Source organism: Aeromicrobium sp. Root495 (assembly GCF_001426755.1).
Taxonomy (GTDB): Bacteria; Actinomycetota; Actinomycetes; order Propionibacteriales; family Nocardioidaceae; genus Aeromicrobium.
Genome location: NZ_LMFJ01000001.1, coordinates 1,589,727 through 1,611,982, shown reverse-complemented (window position 1 = coordinate 1,611,982; position 22,256 = coordinate 1,589,727). Strand labels below are relative to the sequence as shown.

The 22,256-nt window shown below is 69.7% G+C and carries 19 protein-coding genes; 12 read left to right on the top strand and 7 right to left on the bottom strand.

The window, feature by feature from the left end; genetic code table 11:
• Positions 1–6: 6 nt before the first annotated feature.
• Together ASD11_RS08035 and ASD11_RS08030 are read right to left on the bottom strand one after the other, a co-directional pair.
• Complete coding sequence (locus ASD11_RS08035) at positions 7–2,091, bottom strand: YhgE/Pip domain-containing protein (protein ID WP_056285599.1); 2,085 nt, start codon at positions 2,089–2,091, stop codon at positions 7–9.
• On the bottom strand, positions 2,091–4,976 hold the full coding sequence (locus tag ASD11_RS08030) for an MMPL family transporter (protein ID WP_056285596.1): 2,886 nt from the start codon (positions 4,974–4,976) through the stop codon (positions 2,091–2,093). Before ASD11_RS08030 ends, ASD11_RS08035 begins: the two co-directional genes overlap by 1 nt.
• Positions 4,977–5,190: 214 nt before the next feature.
• On the opposite strand from ASD11_RS08030, the gene ASD11_RS08025 reads away from it, so the two are divergent.
• The 3 genes from ASD11_RS08025 to ASD11_RS08015 all read left to right on the top strand — a co-directional run bounded on the left by ASD11_RS08025 (position 5,191) and on the right by ASD11_RS08015 (position 8,075).
• Positions 5,191–6,786: an alpha/beta hydrolase gene (locus ASD11_RS08025; RefSeq protein ID WP_200940102.1), complete on the top strand. Its 1,596-nt coding sequence runs from the start codon at positions 5,191–5,193 to the stop codon at positions 6,784–6,786.
• 75 nt (positions 6,787–6,861) lie between these two features.
• Positions 6,862–7,431 (top strand): HhH-GPD-type base excision DNA repair protein, encoded by a 570-nt coding sequence (locus ASD11_RS08020; protein ID WP_056285593.1) that lies wholly within the window; start codon positions 6,862–6,864, stop codon positions 7,429–7,431.
• Positions 7,428–8,075: a hypothetical protein gene (locus ASD11_RS08015; RefSeq protein ID WP_056285591.1), complete on the top strand. Its 648-nt coding sequence runs from the start codon at positions 7,428–7,430 to the stop codon at positions 8,073–8,075. The genes ASD11_RS08020 and ASD11_RS08015 overlap by 4 nt, the downstream gene beginning before the upstream one ends.
• A gap of 1 nt (position 8,076) precedes the next feature.
• Here the strand turns inward: ASD11_RS08015 and ASD11_RS08010 are convergent, their stop codons facing one another.
• Positions 8,077–8,316, bottom strand: a complete 240-nt coding sequence (locus ASD11_RS08010) for an antitoxin (protein ID WP_056285588.1) — start codon at positions 8,314–8,316, stop codon at positions 8,077–8,079.
• A 69-nt stretch (positions 8,317–8,385) separates the two neighbouring features.
• On the opposite strand from ASD11_RS08010, the gene miaA reads away from it, so the two are divergent.
• The 6 genes from miaA (at position 8,386) to ASD11_RS07980 (ending at position 17,057) form a co-directional block, all read left to right on the top strand.
• Complete coding sequence (gene miaA, locus ASD11_RS08005) at positions 8,386–9,300, top strand: tRNA (adenosine(37)-N6)-dimethylallyltransferase MiaA (protein WP_056285586.1); 915 nt, start codon at positions 8,386–8,388, stop codon at positions 9,298–9,300.
• A gap of 10 nt (positions 9,301–9,310) precedes the next feature.
• A complete protein-coding gene (gene dapF / locus ASD11_RS08000) occupies positions 9,311–10,129 on the top strand; it encodes a diaminopimelate epimerase (protein WP_056285583.1) in 819 nt (272 codons plus the stop codon).
• Positions 10,126–11,526 carry a GTPase HflX gene (gene hflX, locus ASD11_RS07995; protein ID WP_056288589.1) on the top strand — a complete coding sequence of 467 codons (1,401 nt, stop codon included), beginning with the start codon at positions 10,126–10,128 and terminating at the stop codon, positions 11,524–11,526. The genes dapF and hflX overlap by 4 nt, the downstream gene beginning before the upstream one ends.
• Before the next feature lie 79 nt (positions 11,527–11,605).
• Positions 11,606–13,075: a cryptochrome/photolyase family protein gene (locus ASD11_RS07990; protein ID WP_056285580.1), complete on the top strand. Its 1,470-nt coding sequence runs from the start codon at positions 11,606–11,608 to the stop codon at positions 13,073–13,075.
• A 61-nt stretch (positions 13,076–13,136) separates the two neighbouring features.
• Positions 13,137–15,080: an ATP-dependent DNA helicase gene (locus tag ASD11_RS07985; RefSeq protein WP_056285577.1), complete on the top strand. Its 1,944-nt coding sequence runs from the start codon at positions 13,137–13,139 to the stop codon at positions 15,078–15,080.
• 126 nt (positions 15,081–15,206) lie between these two features.
• Positions 15,207–17,057, top strand: a complete 1,851-nt coding sequence (locus tag ASD11_RS07980; RefSeq protein ID WP_156464637.1) for a carboxypeptidase-like regulatory domain-containing protein — start codon at positions 15,207–15,209, stop codon at positions 17,055–17,057.
• Between the two features lie 74 nt (positions 17,058–17,131).
• Here the strand turns inward: ASD11_RS07980 and lexA are convergent, their stop codons facing one another.
• Both lexA and ASD11_RS07970 read right to left on the bottom strand, forming a co-directional pair.
• Positions 17,132–17,887, bottom strand: coding sequence for a transcriptional repressor LexA (lexA, locus tag ASD11_RS07975; protein WP_056285569.1), 756 nt, complete (start codon positions 17,885–17,887; stop codon positions 17,132–17,134).
• Between the two features lie 76 nt (positions 17,888–17,963).
• Positions 17,964–18,863 (bottom strand): YihY/virulence factor BrkB family protein, encoded by a 900-nt coding sequence (locus ASD11_RS07970; protein ID WP_056285568.1) that lies wholly within the window; start codon positions 18,861–18,863, stop codon positions 17,964–17,966.
• Positions 18,864–19,165: 302 nt separating this feature from the next.
• Between ASD11_RS07970 and ASD11_RS07965 the strand changes: the two genes are divergently transcribed.
• Complete coding sequence (locus ASD11_RS07965; protein WP_056285567.1) at positions 19,166–19,519, top strand: LysM peptidoglycan-binding domain-containing protein; 354 nt, start codon at positions 19,166–19,168, stop codon at positions 19,517–19,519.
• Between the two features lie 24 nt (positions 19,520–19,543).
• Positions 19,544–20,242: a type 1 glutamine amidotransferase gene (locus tag ASD11_RS07960; protein WP_056285564.1), complete on the top strand. Its 699-nt coding sequence runs from the start codon at positions 19,544–19,546 to the stop codon at positions 20,240–20,242.
• 83 nt (positions 20,243–20,325) lie between these two features.
• Here ASD11_RS07960 and ASD11_RS07955 read toward each other — a convergent pair whose 3' ends face one another.
• Together ASD11_RS07955 and ASD11_RS07950 are read right to left on the bottom strand one after the other, a co-directional pair.
• Positions 20,326–20,898, bottom strand: coding sequence for a Dps family protein (locus ASD11_RS07955; protein ID WP_056285561.1), 573 nt, complete (start codon positions 20,896–20,898; stop codon positions 20,326–20,328).
• A 50-nt stretch (positions 20,899–20,948) separates the two neighbouring features.
• Positions 20,949–21,365: a VOC family protein gene (locus ASD11_RS07950; RefSeq protein ID WP_056285559.1), complete on the bottom strand. Its 417-nt coding sequence runs from the start codon at positions 21,363–21,365 to the stop codon at positions 20,949–20,951.
• A 348-nt stretch (positions 21,366–21,713) separates the two neighbouring features.
• Between ASD11_RS07950 and nrdR the strand changes: the two genes are divergently transcribed.
• Positions 21,714–22,205, top strand: coding sequence for a transcriptional regulator NrdR (gene nrdR, locus ASD11_RS07945; RefSeq protein ID WP_056285557.1), 492 nt, complete (start codon positions 21,714–21,716; stop codon positions 22,203–22,205).
• Positions 22,206–22,256: the final 51 nt, after the last annotated feature.

Here is a 22,256-nt window from a genome sequence, read left to right as displayed (position 1 = left end):
GAGGCGCTACACCTGCAGGGTGGGGTGGAGGCGCGTGATGGTCACGACCTGGCGGCGCTTGGCGGCCACGACGGTGGCGAACAGCGCCAGCAGCCCGAAGATCAGCAGTGCCGTGACGTCGGTGCCGAGACCCTGGGTCCCGCCGGCCGTCGCGGCCCGGAGACCGTGCACGGCATAGGTCATCGGCAGGAGTCCGTGCAGGACGCCGAAGAACGTCGGTGACGTCTCGATCGGGTAGGTGCCGCCGGCCGCCGTGAGCTGCAGACACACGAACACGATGGCCAGGAACCGTCCCGCGCCTCCGAACCAGGCGATGAACGCCTGGTTGATGGCCGTGAAGACCAGCCCCGTCAGGACAGCGATGCCGAGCAGCAGCCAGGGCTGGGCGGCGTCGATGCCGACCAGGCTCAGGAGGACGCCGAGCAGGAGCCCGACCTGGATGATCGAGAGCGCGGCGCCGGGCGCGAACCCGGCGAGGGCCGTGCGGACGCTGCCCGTGGTGGACGCGATGGCACGCGCGGAGACCGGACGCAGCAGCAGGTAGATGGCCATGGCGCCCACCCACAGGGCCAGGGCGATGAAGTACGGCGCGAGCCCCTCGCCGTACGAGGAGACGGCGTTGAGCCGGTCGGACGCCTCGGTCACAGGGGTCGCGGCCGTCTTGCTCAGCTGGTCGCGCTCTTCCTGGTCGTAGTCCGGGACCTGCTTGCTGCCGTCGCTCAGGCCGGACTGCAGCTGCAGTGCGCCGTCCTGGAGCGCGTCCGCGCCCGACGCCAGCTGGTCGGCGCCGTCGACGAGCTGTCCCGTCCCGTCGGCCAGCCGGCCGGCGCCCGCCGCGGCGGCGTCGGCCCCGGCAGCCAGACGTCCGGTGCCCTCGCTCAGCTCCTGGGCGCCCGAGGAGGCCGTGGAGATGGCCTTCACGAGCGCGGGGACCTGGTCGGCGAGCTGCCGGTTGCCCGCGGCCACCCGGGCCGCGCCCGCTGCGAGTGCGTCGGACTGCTCACCGAAGTCCTTCGCCTGATCGCCGATGCCGCCGACCTGGCCACCGGCTGCTGCCACGCGATCGGCTGCTGCATCGAGCCGGTCGCAGAGGTCGGTGTCGGGCGTGGGGGCGCTGCGGCAGTCGTCGGCGAGGCCACGCAGGTCGTCCTCGACGGTGTCGATGGTGCTCGAGACCGGTCCCGTCGCGTTCTCGATGACGTCGGTCACCTGCTGCACGACGGCGTTGATCCGGCCCACCCCGTCGGAGACCTGCTGCGAGCCGTCCGCCAGCTGGTCGGCCTGGCCCGTCAGCGGTCGGGTGCGGTCCTCGAGGGTGCCGAGACCTCCGGCCAGCTGCTGGGCGCCGTCGTCGAGCCGACCGACGCCGCCGGCGAGCTCGCTGGTGCCGTCGGCCAGCTGTCGCGCACCGTCGTCGAGCCTGCCTGCCCCGTCGCTGAGCTCGTCGGCCCCGTCGCCCAGCTTCCCGGCACCCTCGGCCAGCTCACCCGCGCCGTCGGCGGCGTCCTCGAGCGAGGTCTTGATGTCGGTGAACCCGAGGTACAGGTTGTCGAGGTACGTGGAGGTCACCTGGGCGTTGAGGGCGTCCCGGGCCGCGTCGAGGATGCGGTCGGCGATCTGCCCGTTCACGAAGTTCACGGCGTCGTTGGTCCGCAGGTCGAGCTTGCCCTGGACAGCCTTCGTCGGGTCCTCGCCGCCGGGGGACGTGGCCGCCTTCGACAGGTCCTTGGGGAGGGTCAGCACGGCCTTGTACTCACCGGAGGCCAGACCGGCTGCGGCGTCCTGCGGGTCGGTGAGCACCCAGTCGTAGTTGGACGTGTCGTCGTTGCCGATGAGGTTGCCGGCCAGCAGCCGACCCACCGCGACGGGCTCCTTCTTGCCGTCGGGCCCGGCCACCTGGATCATCTCGTCCTGGTTCACGACCGCAGCCTTCACGTGGTCGAGGCGACCGGTGGGGTCGAGGTTGGCCCAGATGTACAGCGCGCCGTAGAACAGCGGCACGATCGCGACGGCCAGGACGGCGGCCCGGGTGAGTCGGCTGCGGCGGAAGCGTGCCAGCTCGAACCAGGGGAGTGCGGGTGAAGGGAGCATCAGATCCTCAGCTCATCGAGGGTGCGGCGGGTGTCGAGCTCGAGCAGGTGGACGTCGGGTGAGGACGGCGGTGCCGAGGAGCTCGACTGAAGGCTGGTGACGAGGGCGGTGTCGAGGCCCTCGAGGAGGTGGCGCAGGGCCGACCACAGGAGCGCGACGTCCTCCGTGGCGCGCAGGTCGTCGGCATCGTCGAGCACGAGGATGGCGGGGGACCCGACGAGGCCCAGCACGGCGCCCAGTGTCTTGCGCTCCAGCCGGGTGAGCTCGGAGACGAGCCGGTCGCCGGGCAGCTCCACGTACAGGAGGCCGGCCTCCTCGTGGGCGAGGCTCAGCGCACGGTTCATCGCGCGACGCACCGGCGTGACCCTCGAGCGCGAGACCCACAGGCCGAACGTGCGGATGGAGAGCCGCTCGGCGATGTGCTGGTCGACGCTCAGGTTGTCGTCGAGCTCGTTGACGTCCCGGGTCTCGGCCAGCGAGACGCGGGCGCGCACGGCGCGCGCCTCTTGGGGGAGCAGGTGGCCGTCGACTCGCAGACGCCCCTCCGTGTAGGCCATGCGGCCCGCGACGGTCAGCAGCAGCGCCGTCTTGCCGCTGCCGCTCGGGCCATGGACGACGAGCCAGTGCGCGGGTGGGAGCTCCGTGCTCACGTCGTTGTAGACCGTGCCTTCCGGTGTGCTGAGCGTGAGGCCGGCCGTGCTGACGGCGGCGGTCGACCCGCGGCGCGGCCACGACTCCAGCTCGATGCGCCGGTGTAGTCCCTCGCCCTCCACGTCGACGTGAGGGACCTTGCGGTCGAGGAAGCGCGGGAGCGTCCACGCGTGACGGCCGGCCAACTTCATGACGGCCGGGGCGAACAGCATGCGGACGAGGAAGGCGTCCACGAAGACGCCGATGGCCAGGGCGAACGCGACCGGCTTGATGTTGGCGTCGCCCTCCGGGACGAACGCCGCGAACACCGCCAGCATGATGACGGCCGCCGCGGTGACCACGCGCGAGCTCCCCACGAACCCGTCCACGACGGCCTCGTCCGGGTCGCCCGAGCGGACGTACTCCTCCTTCATGCGCGACATGAGGAAGACCTCGTAGTCCATCGAGAGGCCGAACAGGACGGCCATCAGAAGGATGGGGAGGAACGACACGAGCGGGCCGGGGTGGTCCAGGTGCACGAGTGGGCCGAGCCAGCCCCACTGGAACACCGCCACCACCGCCCCGAACGAGGCGCCGGTGGACAGGACGAAGCCCAGGGTGGCCTTGACCGGGACGAGGATCGAGCGGAACACGACCATCAGGAGCAGGACCGACAGGCCCACGACCAGCACGCCGAAGGGCAGGAGGGCCTCCTTGAGGCGCTGCGACACGTCGATGCCACCCGCGGTCAGGCCGGTCACCGCCACGTCGACCTTGTGCTCGGACTCCCACCCCGGGGCCTGCGCGCGGATCCGCTTCACCAGCTCTGCGGTGCGCTCGTCCGAGGGACCCGTCGTGGGGATGACCTGGACGACGGCCGTGTCGGCGGTGCGGTTCGGAGTGGCCAGGCCGATGGCCTGCACCCCGGGGGTCCTGCGCAGGTCGGCCTCGATGTCGTCGACCACGCCGACGGGGTCGTTCGAGGTGATGATGTCGACCGTCACCAGGAGGGCGCCGTTGAAGCCCGGTCCGAAGGTCTTGTCGACGAGGTCGTACGAGACCCGCTGGGGGGAACCGGCCGGCTCGCTGCCGTTGTCCGGCAGCGCGAGCTGGAGGTCCTTGGCGGGGATGGAGACCACCGCGAGGCCGACGACGACCACGGCGATCGCGACGGCCGGATACTTCATCGTGAGGCGGACCCAGCGACGCGAGAAGCCCCCGGGCGGCTTCTCCTTCTCGCTCGGGCGCATGCTGTCCCCGGCCCGGCCCAGGAGCGCGGGCAGGAGCGTGAGGGCGACCGCCACGGCGACCACGACGGAGACGGCTGCGGCGACGCCCATGATGGTGAGGAACGGGATCCGGGCCACGGCCAGGCCGCACAGGGCGATCATGACCGTCACGCCGGCGAACACCACGGCGGAGCCCGCGGTGGCCACCGAGCGCGCTGCCGACTCCTCGGCGGGGACGCCGTCGCCCAGCAGCTCTCGGTGCCGGGAGACGATGAACAGTGCGTAGTCGATGCCGACCGCCAGCCCGATCATGAGGGCGAGCAGGGGAGCAGTGGCCGAGACCGTGAAGAACCCCGTGGCCGCCCAGATGAGCTCGATCGTGACCAGGACGCCGACGACCGCCGTCGCGATGGGCATCACCGCCGTGCGCAGCGAGCGGAACATCCGGTACAGCACGATGAACGCGACGATCACGCCGATGATCTCGGTGATGGACAGACGCGGGCCCATGTTCGTGAACGCGTCACCGCCGAACGCGACGTCGTAGCCGGCCTTCTCGAGCGGTTCCGCCGTGCCCTGCAGGTCGGACTTGATCCGTGGCGTGACGTCCTCGAGCTTGCCCTCGAGCTGGACCTGGACCTGGGCCGCCTTCTCGTCGGGGGAGATGGCGATGGAACGGACCATCTCGTCGTAGGGCGAGGTGGCCGAGCCGACACCCTTCACGTCGTCGATCCTCTCGACGGTCTGCTCCACGAGGCGCCTCGAGGTGGCGCTCGTCATGGAGCTTCCCTCGGGTGCGGCCACGACGACGTAGGCCGTGACTCCGGACAGCTCGGGGAACGTGCGCGCCAGCCCGGCGAAGGCGTCGTTGGCCTCGGTGCCGGGGATGTCGAACTGGTTGCGGGTGCCGTCGCCGAGACCGGCTGCGGCGCCGGCACCCACGAGCACGATCACGAACCAGGCCACGATCACGCGGGTGTGGTGCCGGAACGACCACCGACCGAGCTCGTACAGGAAGGTCGACATGGCTTTACGATACGTTTTTGTATCGGATGCGGCAATGTATCGGCGGTGTTCGTCGCGACACAGGCAGGACACAGGTGTCAGCTCGGAGTAGTTGCGCAAGGAACCTTGCCACGGCCCCCCGGCGCGTGTGAGGTTGAGACATCCCTTCACCCGGGAGGGCCTGTTCAGACATCGGGGGATGTTCATGAAGAAGTGGGTGACGTGTGCTCTGGCGATGACCTCGCTGGTCGCACTCATGCTGTCCCAACCGGCCTCGGCCACCACCGCCACGTCGGTGACGACCAGGACCGCCGCCGTCGCGGCACCGAAGATCACGTGGAAGGCCTGCGAGAGCGCGGGCCTGGCCTCGCGCGGTGCCCAGTGCGCCGACGTCGCCGTGCCGCTCGACCACACCAAGCCGCGCGGCAAGAAGATCACCATCGCCATCTCGCGGATCAAGCACACCGTGCCCGACAGCCAGTACCAGGGCGCGATGTTCGTCAACCCCGGCGGTCCCGGTGGCTCGGGCCTCACCCTGTCGGTGCTCGGCGAGTACGTGCCCAAGAACGCCGGCGCGGCCTACGACTGGATCGGCTTCGACCCGCGCGGCGTGGGCAGCAGCAGCCCCGCCGTCTCGTGCCAGCCCACCTACGCCGGCTACAACCGGCCCAAGTACGTGCCGACGTCGGCCTCGATCAAGAAGGCCTGGTTCGCCAAGACGTACAGGTACACCAAGGCGTGCGACGCCAAGAACGGCGCGATCCTGAACCACCTCACCACCAAGGACGTCGCCCGCGACATCGACCTCATCCGAGCCGGCCTCGGTGAGAAGAAGATCAACTACTACGGCTTCTCCTACGGCACCTACCTCGGACAGGTCTACTCCTCGCTCTTCCCGACCCACGTGCGCCGCATGGTCTTCGACGGCACCGTCGACCCGCGCGGTGTCTGGTACAGCGCCAACCTCGCGCAGGACAAGGCGTTCGACCGCAACATCGGCATCTGGTTCGACTGGGTGGCGCGCCACGACAGCACGTACCACCTCGGCAGCACCAAGGCGGCCGTCAAGAAGCTCTGGTACGCGACGCAGTCCAGGCTGTACAAGAAGCCGGTCCAGGCCAAGGGCGGCAAGCTCGGTGGCAGCGAGTGGACCGACGCGTTCCTGTACGCGGGCTACTACCAGTCCACCTGGACCGACCTGGCCGACACGTTCTCGGCCTTCATCAACGACCGCGACGTGGCGGCGCTGGAGTCATCCTACCTCGACGCCAGCGGCTACGGCGACGACAACGGCTACGCCGTCTACCTCGGCGTCCAGTGCACCGACGTGCAGTGGCCGACGAGCTGGAAGAAGTGGTCACGCGACAACTGGGCCATCCACGCCGTCGCACCGTTCGAGACGTGGGCCAACGCCTGGTACAACGAGCCGTGCCGCCACTGGCCCGCCCCGGCCAGGACGCCTGTCAAGATCACGGGCAAGGGTGTGCACAGCCTGCTCATGATCAACGAGACGCTCGACGCGGCCACGCCGTACCCGGGCAGCCTCGAGGTCCGCAAGCGCTTCAAGGGCGCCTCGCTCATCGGGGTCCCCGGTGGCACCACGCACTCCAACTCGCTCAACGGCAACGCGTGCGTGGACGACCAGATCGCCGACTACCTGTTGACGGGCAAGCTCCCGAAGCGCGTCGAGGGCAACCACGCCGACACCCGGTGTGCTCCGCTTCCGCAGCCGGAGCCCGAGTCGGCGACCGCGGAGAAGAAGCAGGCCCAGCGGCAGACGGTCCCCACCGACGTCCGCGCGCAGATGCAGAAGGAGGCCGTCCGGCCCTGAGGTCGTCGGGTCCCACGGCGCGAACCTCTTCGCGCCGTGGGACCCGCGCCGCGGGTCGTGCGGCAGGATGGACCCATGGTCACGATCGCCCAGGAACCTGCTGCCGACGCCCTGCTGAGCAAGGATCCGTTCGCGCTGCTCGCGGGCATGCTGCTCGACCAGCAGTACCCGATGGAGCACGCGTTCCGGGGTCCGGCCAAGATCCTCGATCGCTTCGGCACGATCGACCCGGCCGCCATCGCGGCGGCCGAGCCCGAGGCGTTCGCCGACCTCTGCTCCACCCCGCCGGCCATCCACCGTTACGGACGGTCCATGGCCGGTCGCGTGCAGGAGCTGGCCAAGCACGTCGTCGAGGAGTACGACGGCGATGCGTCGGCCATCTGGACCGGCGTCGGCTCGGCCGACGTCCTCATGAAGCGGCTCCGTGCCCTGCCGGGCTACGGCGAGCAGAAGGCCAAGATCTTCATCGCGCTGCTGGCCAAGCAGCTCGACGTCAAGCCGCGCGGCTGGACGAAGGCTTCGGGCGACTACTCGCTCAAGGGCTACCGCTCGGTGGCCGACGTCGTCGACGCCGAGTCCCTTCAGAAGGTCCGCAGCTTCAAGAAGGAGAAGAAGGCCGCAGCCAAGGCAGCTGCTGACGCGTGAGCCTCTCGGTCGCGTTCTGCCCGCACCCGCCGCTGCTGGTGCCGGCCGTCGACGCCAGCCAGGTGACCGAGCTCCTCGAGCTCCGTGCCGCCGCGCAGGCCGTGGTCAAGGAGCTCCTGTCCTCCGGGCCCGAGCGGATCGTGGTGGTGGGCGCCGCCTCGGCCCCCGTGTCGCTCGACGAGTCGGCCGGCGCCGACTTCGCCCCGTTCGGCGTGCCTCACGTCGTGGGCGGGCCCGACCACCGGCTCGAGCTCCCGCACGCGGTGGGAGCCTGGCTCCTCGACGACGCGGGGTGGGACGGACCGCGCAGCTACACCGACGGGCCGGCAGCACCGGCCACGCGGGACGCGTGGCTGGTCATGGCCGACGGCACGACCAGGCGCACCGAGAAGGCCCCGGGCTCGTTCGATCCCCGGGCCGAGGCGTTCGACGCCGAGATCGTGTCGGCCCTGGCGTCGGGCGACCCCGCACGGCTGGCGTCTCTCGACCAGGAGCTCGCGCTCGAGCTGGGCGCGGCGGGCGTGCCCACGCTCGCGGCGGTCGGCCGGGCCCTGGCGCAGCAGAGCCCCGCGGCGGCGCTCGTGCGCCACGACGGGGCTCCGCTGGGCGTCGGCTCCTGGGTGGCCGACTGGTCCTTCGCCTGACTCAGGCGGGACCCGCAGGACCCTTCTTGTCCGCCAGCTTGTCGGCGGCGTCGTGCGCCTTCTCGGCCGCCTGGTCGATCTTGCCGGAGTACTTGCCCTTGGTCTTCTTGTCGGCCAGGTCGGCGGCCTTCTCGATGCCCTGGTCGATCTTGTCGCCGTGCTCCCGGGCCAGCTCGCCGGCCTTCGCCTTGATCTTGTCGAGGTCGCCGGACTTGCCCTTCAGCTTGTCGAGGAATCCCATGACTGCTCCTGAGGTCGTCGGGGGACCCTCTGCCCCCTGATGACTGCAGGCTACTGGGAGGATCGAGGCATGCCCAGGTCGTCCCGCGTGGTGGTCGTGATCGGCCCCACCGCCTCAGGAAAGTCCGACCTCGCCGTCGAGCTGTGCCTGCGGACCGGCGGCGAGGTCGTGAACACCGACTCGGTCCAGCTGTACCGGGGCATGGACGTCGGGGCCGCCAAGGTCACCCCCGAGGAACGTCGCGGCGTGCCGCACCACCTCCTCGACGTCTGGGACGTCACTGTCGAGGCGTCGGTGGCCACGTTCCAGACCCTGGCCCGCGCGGCCGTGACGGAGGTGAGCGCCAAGGGCGCCGTGCCGGTGCTCACCGGAGGCTCCTCCCTCTACGTGCGCGCCGTCATCGACGAGCTCGACTTCCCGGGCACCGACCCGGCGCTCCGTGCCCGCTGGCGCCGGGCGCTGGAGGAGCGTGGTCCTGAGGCCCTCCACGCCGAGCTGGCCGCCGTGGACCCGGCCGCGGCAGCGCAGATCCTTCCCACGAACGGCCGTCGGATCGTGCGGGCACTCGAGGTCTCCGAGCTCACCGGTCAACCGTTCAAGGCCACGATGCCGCCCTTCGAGAGCATCTATCCCGAGGTCTCCATGATCGGTCTCGACGTCCCGCGCGACGTCCTCGACGAACGCATCGTCCGTCGGGTCGACCGGATGTGGGACGACGGCCTGGTCGAGGAGGTGCGCCGACTGTCGGCCGACGGCCTGGCCGGCTCGCCGACGGCGTCCCGGGCGCTCGGCTACCAGCAGGTGCTCGCGTTCCTGGCGGGGGAGTGCACCGAGGACGAGGCGCGTGCCGAGACCGTGCGCGGCACGCGCGCCTTCGCGCGGCGCCAGGAGCGGCTGTTCCGCAAGGACCCGCGCATCCACTGGCTGCGGTACGACGATCCGGCGCTGGTCGACGACGCGCTGCAGGTCGTGACCTCCCCGTAGACTGGGAGACATGACTTTCACGTGGCTCAAGGGACACGGCACGGAGAACGACTTCGTGCTGCTCCCCGACCACGACGGCACGGTGCACGGCACGCTCGACCCGGCCTTCGTGGCCGCTCTGTGCGACCGGCGCCGTGGCATCGGCGCCGATGGCGTGCTGCGCGTGATCCGCTCCGAGGCGGCAGGCGAGGCCGACGCCCCCGAGTGGTTCATGGACTATCGCAACGCCGACGGCTCCGTGAGCGAGATGTGCGGCAACGGCATCCGGGTCTTCGCCCTGCACCTCGTGCAGGAGGGACTCGTCGAGGCCGGTGCACCCGTGCCCGTGCTCACCCGCGACGGCATCAAGACCGTCACCGTCGAGGGCACCCAGGTCACGGTCGACATGGGGCCGTTCACTGTCGGCGGCGCCTCCGAGGTCGCTGTCGACGGGCAGACGTGGAAGGCCACCGAGGTCCACACGGGCAACCCGCACGCCGTGGCCTTCGTCGAGTCGCTCGGCGACGCAGGCACGCTGCTGCAGGAGCCCGGGTACGACGCCGAGGTGTACCCGCACGGCGTCAACATCGAGTTCGTCCACCGCGAGGCGCCGCAGCACGTGTCCATGCGCGTGCACGAGCGGGGATCCGGCGAGACGCGCTCCTGCGGCACCGGAGCGTGCGCGGTGGCCATCGCCACCGCCACGTCCGACGCGGTCGCGCTTCCTGCCGAGTACCGCGTCGACGTGCCCGGCGGCACCCTGAACATCACCGTGACCGACGACCAGAGGGTCGTCATGCGCGGGCCGGCGGACATCGTCGCCCGCGGAGAGATGGAGTGGCTCGCGTGACCGAGCAGACCGAACGTCCCAGCACCGAGCCCGCACGCCGCGAGGAGGTCGGCCTCGACCTGGAGGAGCGCAACTCGTTGCGCCGTGTCGCGAGCCTGCGCACCGAGCTCGAGGACATCACCGAGGTCGAGTACCGCCAGCTCCGCCTCGAGCGCGTCGTGCTGGTCGGGGTCTGGACCGAGGGGAGTGCCGAGGACGCCGAGAACTCGCTCACCGAGCTCAAGGCGCTGGCCGAGACCGCCGGCTCCGAGGTGCTCGACGCGCTGCTCCAGCGTCGCCAGAAGCCCGACGCGGCCACGTACATCGGCAGCGGCAAGGTCGAGGAGCTCCGCGAGGCCGTCGAGGCCAGCGGCGCCGACACCATCATCTGCGACGGCGAGCTCGCCCCCAGCCAGATGCGCAACCTCGAGGACCGGGTCAAGGTCAAGTGCGTCGACCGCACGGCCCTCATCCTCGACATCTTCGCCCAGCACGCCAAGAGCGCCGAGGGCAAGGCGCAGGTCGAGCTGGCGCAGCTGCAGTACCAGACCCAGCGCCTGCGCGGCTGGGGCGGAAACCTCTCGCGCCAGGCCGGTGGCCGTGCTGCCGGCGGCGAGGGCATCGGCGGACGCGGCCCCGGTGAGACCAAGCTCGAGACCGACCGTCGTCGCATCCAGAACAAGATGGCCAAGCTCCGTCGTGAGCTCAAGGGCCTGCGCACCACGCGCGACATCAAGCGCGCCCAGCGTCGGCGCAACGCCGTCCCCGGAGTGGCCATCGCCGGCTACACCAACGCGGGCAAGTCGAGCCTGCTCAACCAGCTCACCGACGCCGGCGTGCTGGTCGAGGACGCCCTGTTCGCCACGCTCGACCCCACCACCCGGCGCACGCAGACCTCCGACGGACGCGTCTACACGCTGTCCGACACGGTCGGCTTCGTCCGCCACCTGCCCCACCAGATCGTCGAGGCCTTCCGGTCCACGTTGGAGGAGGTGGCCGACGCCGACCTCGTGCTGCACGTGGTCGACGGATCCCACCCCGACCCCCAGGGCCAGATCGCCGCGGTGCGCGAGGTCTTCGCCGAGGTCGGCGCCACGCAGGTCCCCGAGATCGTCGTCATCAACAAGGCCGACGCAGCGGACCCGCTCGTCATCAAGCAGCTGTTGGCCGCCGAGCCTCACGCCGTCGTGGTGAGCGCCCGCACCGGCCAGGGCATCGACGAGCTGCTCCTGGCCATCGAGGCCGACCTCCCACGTCCCGCGGTGCGCGTCGAGGTCGTGGTCCCGTACGAGCGCGGCGACCTGCTCAACCAGGTGCACGAGACCGGCGAGATCGAGTCCATCGAGCACGAGGGCGACGGCACCCACGTCGTCGCGCGGGTCTCCGACGACCTCGCCCATCAGCTCCAGGGCCTCTGACCCGGCCCGTTCCCTGAGCCGGCCGAGAGACCGCACGTCTCGACCGGCGAGCACCCACGGCCCGGCCTAGGGTCGAGGGGTGACCACCCAGCACGTCCGCCTCGTGTACCCGCACCAGCTCTTCGTCGAGCACCTCGACGCCGAGCGGGGCACGGTGTTCGTGCTGGTCGAGGACGACCTCTACTTCCGTCAGTACGCGTTCCACACGCACAAGCTGGTGCTGCACCGCTCCTCGATGCGCCGGTTCGCAGCGCGCCTGCGCGAGGCCTCCTTCGAGGTGGAGCACGTCGACAGCCAGGCCGACGTCACCACGCACGACCAGCTCGTCGAGCTCCTGCGCCGGCTCGCCCCGGAGCGGGTCACGTTCTTCGACGTCGTCGACGACTGGCTCGCGCGCGACGTCGCCGCGGCGCTCGAGGCCGCGGGCATCTCGGGGTCGCCCGACGACGTGCTGGAGTCGCCCAACTTCCTCACGACGCGCCAGCAGCTGGCGGACTGGTTCGGCGCACACCGCGCTCGTATGCAGCACTTCTACGCCTGGCAGCGTCAGCGTCTGGACGTGCTGGTCGAGGGTGAGGAGCCGGTCGGCGGGCGGTGGTCGTTCGACGTCGAGAACCGCAAGAAGCTGCCACGGGGCCACCCCGTGCCCGAGAGCCCGTGGCCGGAGCAGCACGAAGAAGTCCTCGCCGCCATCGAGTGGGTGCGGGCTGAGCTGCCCGACAACCCCGGGGACCCCTCGACGTTCCACTGGCCCACCTCGCACGAGGAGGCAGAGGCTGCCCTGCAGGTCTTCCTCGACGAGCGGTTCCAGCAGTTCGGGCCGTACGAGGACGCGGTCAGCGCGGAGCACCCGTTCCTCTTCCACTCGGTGATGACGCCGGCGCTCAATATCGGCCTCCTGTCACCGGCCGACGTGGTCAGCCGGGCGCTGGACGCGTCCGACGGCGTCGACCTGCCGTCGCTCGAGGGCTTCCTGCGCCAGGTCATCGGGTGGCGCGAGTACATGCGTGCCACGTACGTGCTCTACGGGCGGCGGATGCGGTCCATGAACACGCTGCGCCACACCCGGCACCTCGACGAGGGCTGGTGGACCGCGAAGACCGGTCTGGACCCCGTCGACACGGTAGTGGAGCGCGTCCTCGAGCGCGGCTGGTGCCACCACATCGAGCGGCTCATGGTCCTCGGCAACGCGATGTGCCTCCTGCGCATCGACCCCACCGACGTCTACGAGTGGTTCATGGAGATGTTCGTCGACGCGTACGACTGGGTGATGGTGCCCAACGTCTACGCCATGAGCCAGTTCGCTGCCGGTGCTGCCGTGACCACCAAGCCGTACGTGTCGGGCAGCAACTACCTCCGCACGATGTCGGACCTGCCCCGGGGGGACTGGACCGAGGCGTGGGACGGCCTGTACTGGACGTTCGTCCGTGACCACCGCGAGGTGTTCGAGACCAACCCGCGGTCGCAGATGATGACGCGGATGTACGACGGGATGGACCCGGCCAAGAAGGCAGCCCACACCCGCGCCGCCACCCCCTGGCTCACCTAAGCCCGCCCCATGGTGTGGACGAGCGTCCGGACCACCTCAGCCCGCGCACTAGGCTTCCCGCATGCCTGCTGAGCCCTCGGTCCGTGACGTCCTCCAGGCGGCGGTCGAGGCGGTCGACGGCAGCGAACGTCCGGGTCAGGTCCAGATGGCCGAGGCCGTCGCGTCGGCCCTGGAGTCGGGTCAGCACCTCCTCGTCCAGGCCGGCACCGGCACCGGCAAGTCGTTGGGCTACCTCGTCCCCAGCCTGCTGCACAAGAAGCGCGTCGTCGTGGCCACGGCCACGCTCAACCTCCAGCACCAGCTGGTCGAGCGCGACATCCCGGCCCTCAAGGCGGCCGCGCGCGAGGTGCTCGACCAGGTCCCGCGGCACGCCGTCGTGAAGGGTCGCGCCAACTACGCCTGCCTGCACCGCGTCAGGGAAGGAGCCCCCGACGAGCAGGGCGTCCTGATCGACGTGCCCGAAGGATCGCTGGGCGCCGAGGTCGTCGCGCTGCGCGAGTGGGCGGAGGAGCAGGCCGCGGGGAGCCACACCGGCGACAAGGAGTCGGCGCCCGCCCACAACGACCGCGCCTGGCGCCAGGTCAGCGTGAACCACCGCGAGTGCCTGGGCGCCACGCGCTGCGACTACGCGCTCGAGTGCTTCGCGGAGCGGGCCCGCGAGCAGGCTCACGAGGCCGACGTCGTGGTCACCAACCACGCGCTGCTCGCCATCGACGCCATCGACGGCGTGCCCATGCTGCCCGAGTACGACGCCGTGGTCGTCGACGAGGCCCACGAGCTCACGGCCCGGGTCACGCAGGCCGCCACCTCCGAGCTCGACTCCATGACGGTGTCCCGCGCCGCCCGACGAGCCCAGTCGCACGTGAAGGGCCGCGAGGCCGACGACCTCACCGAGGCGGGCGACGTGCTGGCCGAGGTCCTGTCCTTCACCCTCGACGGCCGGCTCGACGAGGTGCCCGACGACCTGGCCGAGGCGCTCGGCGGCGTGCGCGACGCGGCACGCGCCTGCTTCACCGCCCTGGCCCCACCCAAGGGCCAGCAGCAGGAGGAGCCCGATCCCGCTCGTCAGCAGGCGCGTGCGTTCGTCGACGACGTCCGCCTCATCGCCGAGCGCATGGCCACCAAGATCGAGACCGACGTCCTGTGGCGCTCGGACGGTCGCAACGGACCGCAGCTCCACATCGCTCCCGTCGACGTCTCCGCGGCCCTGCGCGAGAAGCTCTTCGGCGAGAAGACGGTCGTGCTCACGAGCGCCACACTCACGCTGGGCGGGGGCTTCGGTCCCGTCGCCGCGTCGGTCGGACTCACCGGAGCGCCGGAGGAGTGGACAGGGCTCGATGTCGGCTCGCCGTTCGACTACGGGCGCCAAGGCATCCTCTACGTCGCCAAGCACCTGCCTCCGCCGGGCCGCGACGGCCTCGGCCCGGCCCACCTCGACGAGATCGCCGAGCTGGTCGAGGCCGCGGGCGGTCGCACGCTCGGTCTGTTCTCGAGCCGACGTGCCGCAGAGGCAGCGGCCGAGGCCACGCGGGAGCGGCTCCCCGACCTCGACATCTGGTGCCAGGGCGACGCCCAGCTCTCCGAGCTGGCGCGCCGCTTCGCCGAGAAGCCCAGCACCTGCCTCTTCGGCACCCTCAGCCTGTGGCAGGGCGTCGACCTGCCGGGGGAGACGTGCCAGCTGGTCATCATCGACCGCATCCCGTTCCCCCGTCCCGACGACCCGCTCATGAGCGCACGCCAGCGTCTCGTCGAGAAGCGCGGCGGGAACGGCTTCATGACGGTGGCGGCCTCGCACGCTGCTCTGCTGCTCGCGCAGGGAGCGGGCCGTCTCATCCGACGCTCCGAGGACAAGGGGGTCGTCGCGGTGCTGGACTCGCGCATCGCCACGGCACGGTACGGCTCGTTCCTGGCGTCGTCGCTGCCGCCCATGTGGCGCACGGTCGACCCCGGCCTGGTCCGCTCCGCCCTGCGCCGCCTCGACGGAAGGCCCGCCGAGGTCTCTTGAGCGCCTGAGCAGACCGAAGGTGGCTGATACCCTGCTGGGGCTCCACTTTCTCAACAACTTCTCGGGGGACCGTTTATGACCGCACGCACACGACGCCTCGGCGTCGCCGGTGTGATGGTTTCGCTCGTGGCTTCACTGCTCGTGCAGGCCGTGCCTGCCCAGGCCGCCTCGACCGCACTCAGCTACAGCAACCGCCTCGTCGCGGTCGACAGCAAGGGCCTCGCCTCGATCAAGATCGGCTGCAAGACCAAGGGTCGTTGCACCGGGTCGGTCGGCGTCAACGGCTCGAAGCGCATCGCCACCAAGTACTCCGTCGCGGGTCGCACCACGAAGTGGATCACGGTCAGGGTCAGCGCCACGGACCCCAAGAACCCGCAGATCAGCAACGGCAACACGCTCGGACGCCGCAGCGGCAACCTGCTCTTCAACGAGTTCACGCCCAAGAAGCACAGCATCCTCGTGCCCGTCACGCTGGAGCGTCGCGTCAAGTCGCAGATGATTCGTGGCAACGTGCGCGGCACGGCGGCCGGCTCGCCCTCCAAGGTGACCCTCGAGCTCCTGCCCGCCAGCAAGTCCGGCACCACAGGCCAGCGCGCGCGCACCCTCACGCCCAACAGCAGCTCCGACGACTTCGCGTTCTCCGTGAGCCTCGGACGCAACAACGCCCCGTCGCGCCCGTACATCCTGCGCGTCAGCGGCGAGGTCAACGGCGAGAAGCGCACCTGGTACTGGCGCGGCTTCGACGGCGTCGCCCGTGGTGGCGGCCGTTACGCCGGTGAGGCCAACTGGATCCGCGCCCGCGCCTCCAGCACCTATGACGCCTATGTCCGCTACGGCGCCATCCGCGGCAAGGTCACCAACGGCTCGGGCAGCGTCTCGGGTGCCGGTGTGGTCGTCGTGGCCCCGCCGGTCAAGTTCCCGAGCGACGTCCGCAGCCGTCGTTCGCTCGACATCCAGTCGTGCGGCAACGTGATGGGCACCGGTCGATCCAGCAGCAACGGCGACTACACGGTCGGCTTCCTGCCCCAGGACAAGTACACGACCGACAAGCGCTTCGCGGTCCAGGTCGTCGACGGCAACGCGTCCACGGTCAACCGCTGGAACGACAAGTGGTCCTCCTGCTACCAGGCCACCAGCTACCTCAAGGGTCGTGACCGTCTCGTGGCTCTGCCCAGGACGGGCGCAGCACCTGTCACCACGCTCGACGCACACATGCGTGCCTCGTCGGCCAAGGTCAGGTTCGACCTGAGCTACGGCAGCTACTCCAAGACCACGCAGGACCGCTTCGTCACGCTGCGTGAGGCCATCCCGAGCAAGGCCATCCGCGACGTCCCCATCACGAAGAGCGCCTACGTGAGCAAGTCCGGCGACCTCACCCTCAGCAACGTCCCTTCGGGCACGTACTGGGTGGAGATGGCGCGTCGCACCAGCTGCTCGGCTTGGTACTCCAGCGTCTACGCCGACAACAAGCTCTACCTCAAGGGCCTCGAGCGCGCCTCGGAGCGCTGGAAGACCGTGGCGGGCAAGTACCCGGAGTACAAGAAGTCGTACACGATGGGCTACAAGGCCAAGACGCCTCCCAAGGGCAAGAAGGGCTGGATGTACCGCGACTACTGCCGCAGCAACTCGGCCGGCACGTACACCAAGGTCGCGGTCGTCGAGGGCAAGACCGCCGTGGTCAAGCGATCCGTGCGTCGAGGTGGCACCATCTCGGGCCACATCACGCGCTCGGGTGGTCGCTCCAACAAGGAGATCATGGTCACCGCCTACTCCAAGAAGGGCGGCAAGCTCGTGCAGCGCTCGGCCATCACCAACGGTGGCGGCAACTTCACGATCTTCGGTCTGGCGTCGGGTACCTACTCCATCGCCGTGAACCCCGACTCGTGGCGCGGCATCGATCGCAGCTTCAACGGCCGTCACTCCAAGAAGGTCCGCGCCGGCGGCAACTACTCCGTCGGACGTCTGTTCCTGAAGTAGGACCCGGCATCACACAGAAGAGCCCCGACCGTGATGGTCGGGGCTCTTCTGCTTGCTGTGAGCGGTGAGGGGGATCAGACGCGGCGCAGGACCGCGGTGACCTTGCCCAGGATCGTGGCGTGCGTGCCGTCGATGGGGGAGTAGTCCTCGTTGTGCGGGAGCAGCCAGACCTGGCCGTCCTTGCGCTGGAACGTCTTGACCGTGGCCTCGCCGTCGAGCATCGCAGCGACGATCTCGCCGTTCTCGGCGACGGGCTGCTGGCGGACGACCACGTAGTCGCCGTCGCAGATGGCAGCGTCGATCATGGACTCGCCACGGACCTCGAGAAGGAAGAGGGTGCCGTCACCCACGAGCGACTTGGGCAGCGGGAAGACCTCCTCGATGAGCTCCTCGGCCAGGATGGGACCGCCGGCGGCGATCCGGCCGACCATGGGGACGTAGGTGGCCTCGGGCAGCGAGTCGCCCATGCCGGTCTCGTCGAACGTGGACTCGTCGGCCGAGCCGAGGGACTGGCGGGCCTTGACGACACCCGGCAGGAAGATCTCGAGGGCGCGCGGGCGGTTGGGGTCGCGCTTGACGTAACCCAGCTGCTCGAGCACGCGGAGCTGGTGGGCGACCGACGACGTGCTGGCCAGGCCCACGGCGGCGCCGATCTCGCGCATGCTGGGCGGGTAGCCCCTCTTCTCGATCTCGTCGCGCAGGAACTCCAGCACCTTCTGCTGACGCGCGGTGAGACCGGTGAGGTCGTCGACGGGGCCGTCCGGCAGCTCGCGGACGGAGTTCTTGGATCCGGGAGGCCGCCCCCGGCGCGGTGTGGTGTCGTCGCTCATGTGCCTGAGACTAACGGCGGCGACGGGCCAGTTCAAACACATGTTCGAAACGGCGTGTCGCGATCGAACAGGCGGATCAGCCCTCCAGCGCCTCCACGGCGTCGGGACTGAGCGGGTCCACGCCGCCGTGCTCGTCCTCGCGGACGGCCTCGATGCAGGCACCCAGGAGGAGGGCGTAGAGCCCGATCCAGAGCCAGAGCAGCAGCACCACGACGCCGGCGAGAGCGCCGTAGGTCTTGCCATAGCTGCCGAAGTTGTCGACGTACAGGGAGAAGCCGAGGGAGACCACAGCCCAGAGGCCGGCGGCCACGAGCACGCCCCGGGAGACGAGCGACATGGGATCGCTGCCCTCGGGCCGGTCCGGCGCCACCCGCAGGAGCACGCCGATCGCGACGGTGAGGGCGCCGAGCAGCAGGGCCCATCGTGCGGCCTCCAGGAGGGCACGGACGCCGAGCATGTCGACCACGTTGTCCAGGACCGCTGGGACCACCGCCACGAGGGCGAGGAGCACCAGCACGAACACGATGGCTCCGGCCGTGAGGCCCAGCGCGATGACCTTCTTCTTCACGAACCCGCGGTCGTCGTGGAGCCCGTACATGGCGTTGATGGCCGTGATGAGGTTCCCCACGCCGCCGGACGCGCTGTAGATCGCCAGGACGAGGGCGAGGACCAGTCCGAGGCCGAGCGACCCGCTCGAGGTGGATGTGAGCGACTCCAGCTGGCCGTTCACGAGGGACGCCGCGTCAGCAGGGAGGGCGTCGCTGATCCGGTCGGCCTGGCGCTGCACGGTCTCGGGGTCGGCCACGAGTCCGTACGCCATGACGCTGGCGATGAGAGCGGGGAAGAGTGAGAGGAAGGCGTAGAAGGCGACGCCGGCCGCCAGGAGTGGAGCGTTCTGGGCCGAGGCCTGCTTCCAGCCCGCCTTCAGGGTGCGGACAGCACTCTGGACGGTCGACTCGTCGGCGTGAGTGCTCATGTCTCGACGCTATCGAACAACGGAGTCACCCGCTCGCGGGTCTGATCGGGGGTCCGTTCGAACACCGTGTCGAACTAATTTTCACTGCGAATCCCGGAATTTTCGATCCGTGACCGACATCATGTTCGATTGAGGGGTGCTTTTGTCGGTGCCAGGCCGTACTGTCGTACACGTGTTCGATCGAACATCTGTTCGCCATCGAATGACATCGAGCGAGACCGCGGTCCCGCAGCTCGGATGCTCGATCGAACGCACCAAGACTTCACCACCAGCCATCACCGATCTTCCCCTCGGAGGCCACCATGAGCACCATCTCCTTCAGCTCGCAGTACAGCTTCAGCACGCCCGCCCGTCCGCAGCTGCGCCTCACGCGCCGCGGACGTCTGGCCATCGTGCTGGCCGTGCTCGCCGCGGTGGCCGTCCTGGCCGTCGCCTTCGGCCCGTCCACCTTCGCCGGCCGCGACGCCGGCCAGCTGCCGCCGGTCTCCACCGTCACGGTCCAGCCGGGCGACACGCTGTGGGACATCGCGGTCAAGGCCAACCCGGGCGGTGAGGTCCGCAGCACCATCGACGACATCCTCAAGCTCAACTCGCTCAGCTCGGTCTCCGACGTCGACCTCGGCGACAAGCTGGCCGTCCCCGTCTACACCCGCTGACCTCCCTGGCGCCAGAATGGTGCCATGCAGGTCTATGTGGTGGCCGACGACACCGATCGCGACGGCGGGTACGTCACGCAGCGACTCCGAGAGCTGGGTGCCGAGCTCGTCCCGCTCGACCGGGACGACGTGCCCGCGTTCTCGAGCCTGGACGCGCCGGCCCTGGTGCTGCTGCTCGGCTCCGAGCGATCAGCGCATGACGACGACTCCGCAGAGTCGGTGCGGCGCGAGAGCGCCCTCGTCCTCGACGCACTCGACGCAGGGACCCCGGTGATGGGCATCTGCTACGGCGCCCAGCTGGCCTCACGCGCTCTGGGCGGCACCTCCTACCGGGCCGACGACGCCGAGATCGGCTGGCTCCGCGTCGACACGCTCGACCCCGTGCTCTGCCCCGAGGGTCCGTGGGGCCAGTTCCACCAGGACGTCTTCTCTCCGGCCCCCACCTCGCGCGTCCTCGGCTCGTCATGGGTCGGACCGCAGTGCTTCGTCGACGAGAGTCGTGTCGCTCCGGTCATCGCCTGGCAGTTCCACCCTGAGGTCACCCCGGAGACGTTCGAGCGCTGGCTGGTCGACGACGCAGCCACGGTCCGCCGCACGGGCCAGGACGCGCGTCTGCTCCGCGACGAGGCCCGGCGGCGTGCGGCGGCCAGCCGGACTGCTGCGCGGAAGCTGGTCGACGCAGCCCTGGTCTACCTCGAGCTCGAGCTACCGACCGTCTCCTGAGCTCTTTGTGTGGTGCTCGGACACGACGAAGCCCCCGCACCATCGGCACGGGGGCTTCGTCGGTTCGATCAGCTGCGGAAGCCTCAGCCCTCGCTGGCTGCGTCGGACGCCTGGTCCGCTGCGCCGACCTCGGTGCTGGCACCGCCGGTGGACAGCTCGCCGCCGGTGTTCTCCAGGTGGGCGCGGACGAACCACTGGAAGAGCTCGAGCGACTTGATCTGCGCGATCAGCATGTCCTCGGTGATCGCGTCGATGTCGGCCGACGCCTCCTGGGCCTTGCGGTGGTCCTCGATGACGCCGACGTAGACCTCGTTGAGGGCGCCGAGGTGCTGGTTCGTCGTGGCACGACCGAGGGAGTAGTCGTCCCAGGTGCGGGCCTTGACCAGCTGGCCCACGAGGCCGTTGGGCGAGGCGCCGAGCGTCGCGATGCGCTCGGCGGTCTCGTCGATGAACTCACGGACCTCGTCGATCTGCGGATCGATCATCTCGTGCACCGCGATGAAGTGCGGGCCGACGACGTTCCAGTGGACGTGCTTCAGGGTCAGGGCGAGGTCGTTGAGGGCGTGCAGACGCTCCTGCAGGATCCCAGCGAGCTTCTCGCCTTCGGCCTCCGAGAGGCCGGGAACGGTGTAACGGGCAGAAGTAGGGGTGCTCATGGCTTCAACGTTACGAGGCTCCGGAGAAGACGCAACCGCACTCCTGAGTGCTAGAGGCTGCCGTTCTGGTTGATGAGCCAGGCGATGCCGAACTTGTCGTTGAAGAGCCCGAACCGGTCGCCCCACGGGGCCACCTCGAACGGGACGACGACCTCGGCGCCCTCGGTGAGCTTGTCCCAGATGGGCCGCAGGTCGGTGTCGTCGCTTGAGATCGAGACGTTGACGTGCGTGCCGGCCACGGGGGTGTCGCCGCCCGGGGGAGCGTCGGAGGCGTAGATCGTGAGGCCGAGGTCGCCCACGACGGCGCCGTGCATGACGAGGTCGGCCGTGGTGGGGTCGTCGCCGGCCATGCCGCCGTCGGCGAAGCTCATGATCTCCAGCTTCCCGCCGAGCGCTGCGTGGTAGAACTCCAACGCCTCGCGAGCCTCGGTCGTGAAGTTCAGGTACGGGTTCAGTCGGGTCACCATGGACACATCCTCCTGGTCGATGCTCCTGAATGGAAGACTCCGGCCGGATCTGTCCTGACGGACGCCTCCGGACACGCCGCGTGGGTGTAACGGCTGTGACTCGTGGGACGACCGCAACCCTGTGACCTGCGCAAACGTCGCGGCTCAGATCTCTCTCAGATTTCTGTCGGAGCTCTGCTGGAAAGTACTTGCATGGGCGCCGTGCCACGCGTACTGTTCCCACTACATCTAGTACTTACACGGATGTAGTTCTCCACATCTAGTTACACAGATCAAGTGGAGTTACCCACACATCAGGGCGGAATCCACAGCGATACCCCCAACGTTTTCCATAAGGGAGGCCCACGCATGCACTGTCCGTTCTGCAAGAACACCGACACCCGGGTCCTCGACAGCCGCGTGGCCGACGAGGGCGGAGCCATCCGTCGTCGTCGTACCTGCTCGGCGTGCGAGAAGCGTTTCACCACCATCGAGCAGATGCAGCTCATGGTGCTCAAGCGGTCGGGGGCCACCGAGCCCTTCACGCGGGACAAGGCCGTCGCCGGCGTCCGGAAGGCCTGCAAGGGTCGCCCGGTCTCCGAGGACGACCTGGCCCGCCTCGGACAGCGTGTCGAGGACACGCTGCGCGAGTCCGGCTGTGCCGAGGTCGAGGCGCACCAGGTCGGCCTGGCCGTCCTCGACCCCCTCAAGGAGCTCGACGAGGTCGCGTACCTGCGCTTCGCGAGCGTGTACAAGGCGTTCGAGTCCGCCGACGACTTCGCCGCCGAGATCGCGAGCCTCATGGCCCGCGCCGCGGACGGCGAGCTGGCCGAGACCCGCGCCACCCAGAACAAGAACTGATCAACACCAGAACCAGCAGCACCTACACACCGCCACCACGAAATCAGGAGC

Bases quoted from the DNA above. Each gene is read 5' to 3' on its own strand.
- ASD11_RS08035 (WP_056285599.1), bottom strand. From the start codon at position 2,091: ATGCTCCCTTCACCCGCACTCCCCTGGTTCGAGCTGGCACGCTTCCGC.
- ASD11_RS08030 (WP_056285596.1), bottom strand. From the start codon at position 4,976: ATGTCGACCTTCCTGTACGAGCTCGGTCGGTGGTCGTTCCGGCACCAC.
- ASD11_RS08025 (WP_200940102.1), top strand. From the start codon at position 5,191: ATGACCTCGCTGGTCGCACTCATGCTGTCCCAACCGGCCTCGGCCACC.
- ASD11_RS08020 (WP_056285593.1), top strand. From the start codon at position 6,862: ATGGTCACGATCGCCCAGGAACCTGCTGCCGACGCCCTGCTGAGCAAG.
- ASD11_RS08010 (WP_056285588.1), bottom strand. From the start codon at position 8,316: ATGGGATTCCTCGACAAGCTGAAGGGCAAGTCCGGCGACCTCGACAAG.
- miaA (WP_056285586.1), top strand. From the start codon at position 8,386: ATGCCCAGGTCGTCCCGCGTGGTGGTCGTGATCGGCCCCACCGCCTCA.
- dapF (WP_056285583.1), top strand. From the start codon at position 9,311: ATGACTTTCACGTGGCTCAAGGGACACGGCACGGAGAACGACTTCGTG.
- ASD11_RS07985 (WP_056285577.1), top strand. From the start codon at position 13,137: ATGCCTGCTGAGCCCTCGGTCCGTGACGTCCTCCAGGCGGCGGTCGAG.
- lexA (WP_056285569.1), bottom strand. From the start codon at position 17,887: ATGAGCGACGACACCACACCGCGCCGGGGGCGGCCTCCCGGATCCAAG.
- ASD11_RS07970 (WP_056285568.1), bottom strand. From the start codon at position 18,863: ATGAGCACTCACGCCGACGAGTCGACCGTCCAGAGTGCTGTCCGCACC.
- ASD11_RS07965 (WP_056285567.1), top strand. From the start codon at position 19,166: ATGAGCACCATCTCCTTCAGCTCGCAGTACAGCTTCAGCACGCCCGCC.
- ASD11_RS07960 (WP_056285564.1), top strand. From the start codon at position 19,544: ATGCAGGTCTATGTGGTGGCCGACGACACCGATCGCGACGGCGGGTAC.
- ASD11_RS07955 (WP_056285561.1), bottom strand. From the start codon at position 20,898: ATGAGCACCCCTACTTCTGCCCGTTACACCGTTCCCGGCCTCTCGGAG.
- ASD11_RS07950 (WP_056285559.1), bottom strand. From the start codon at position 21,365: ATGGTGACCCGACTGAACCCGTACCTGAACTTCACGACCGAGGCTCGC.
- nrdR (WP_056285557.1), top strand. From the start codon at position 21,714: ATGCACTGTCCGTTCTGCAAGAACACCGACACCCGGGTCCTCGACAGC.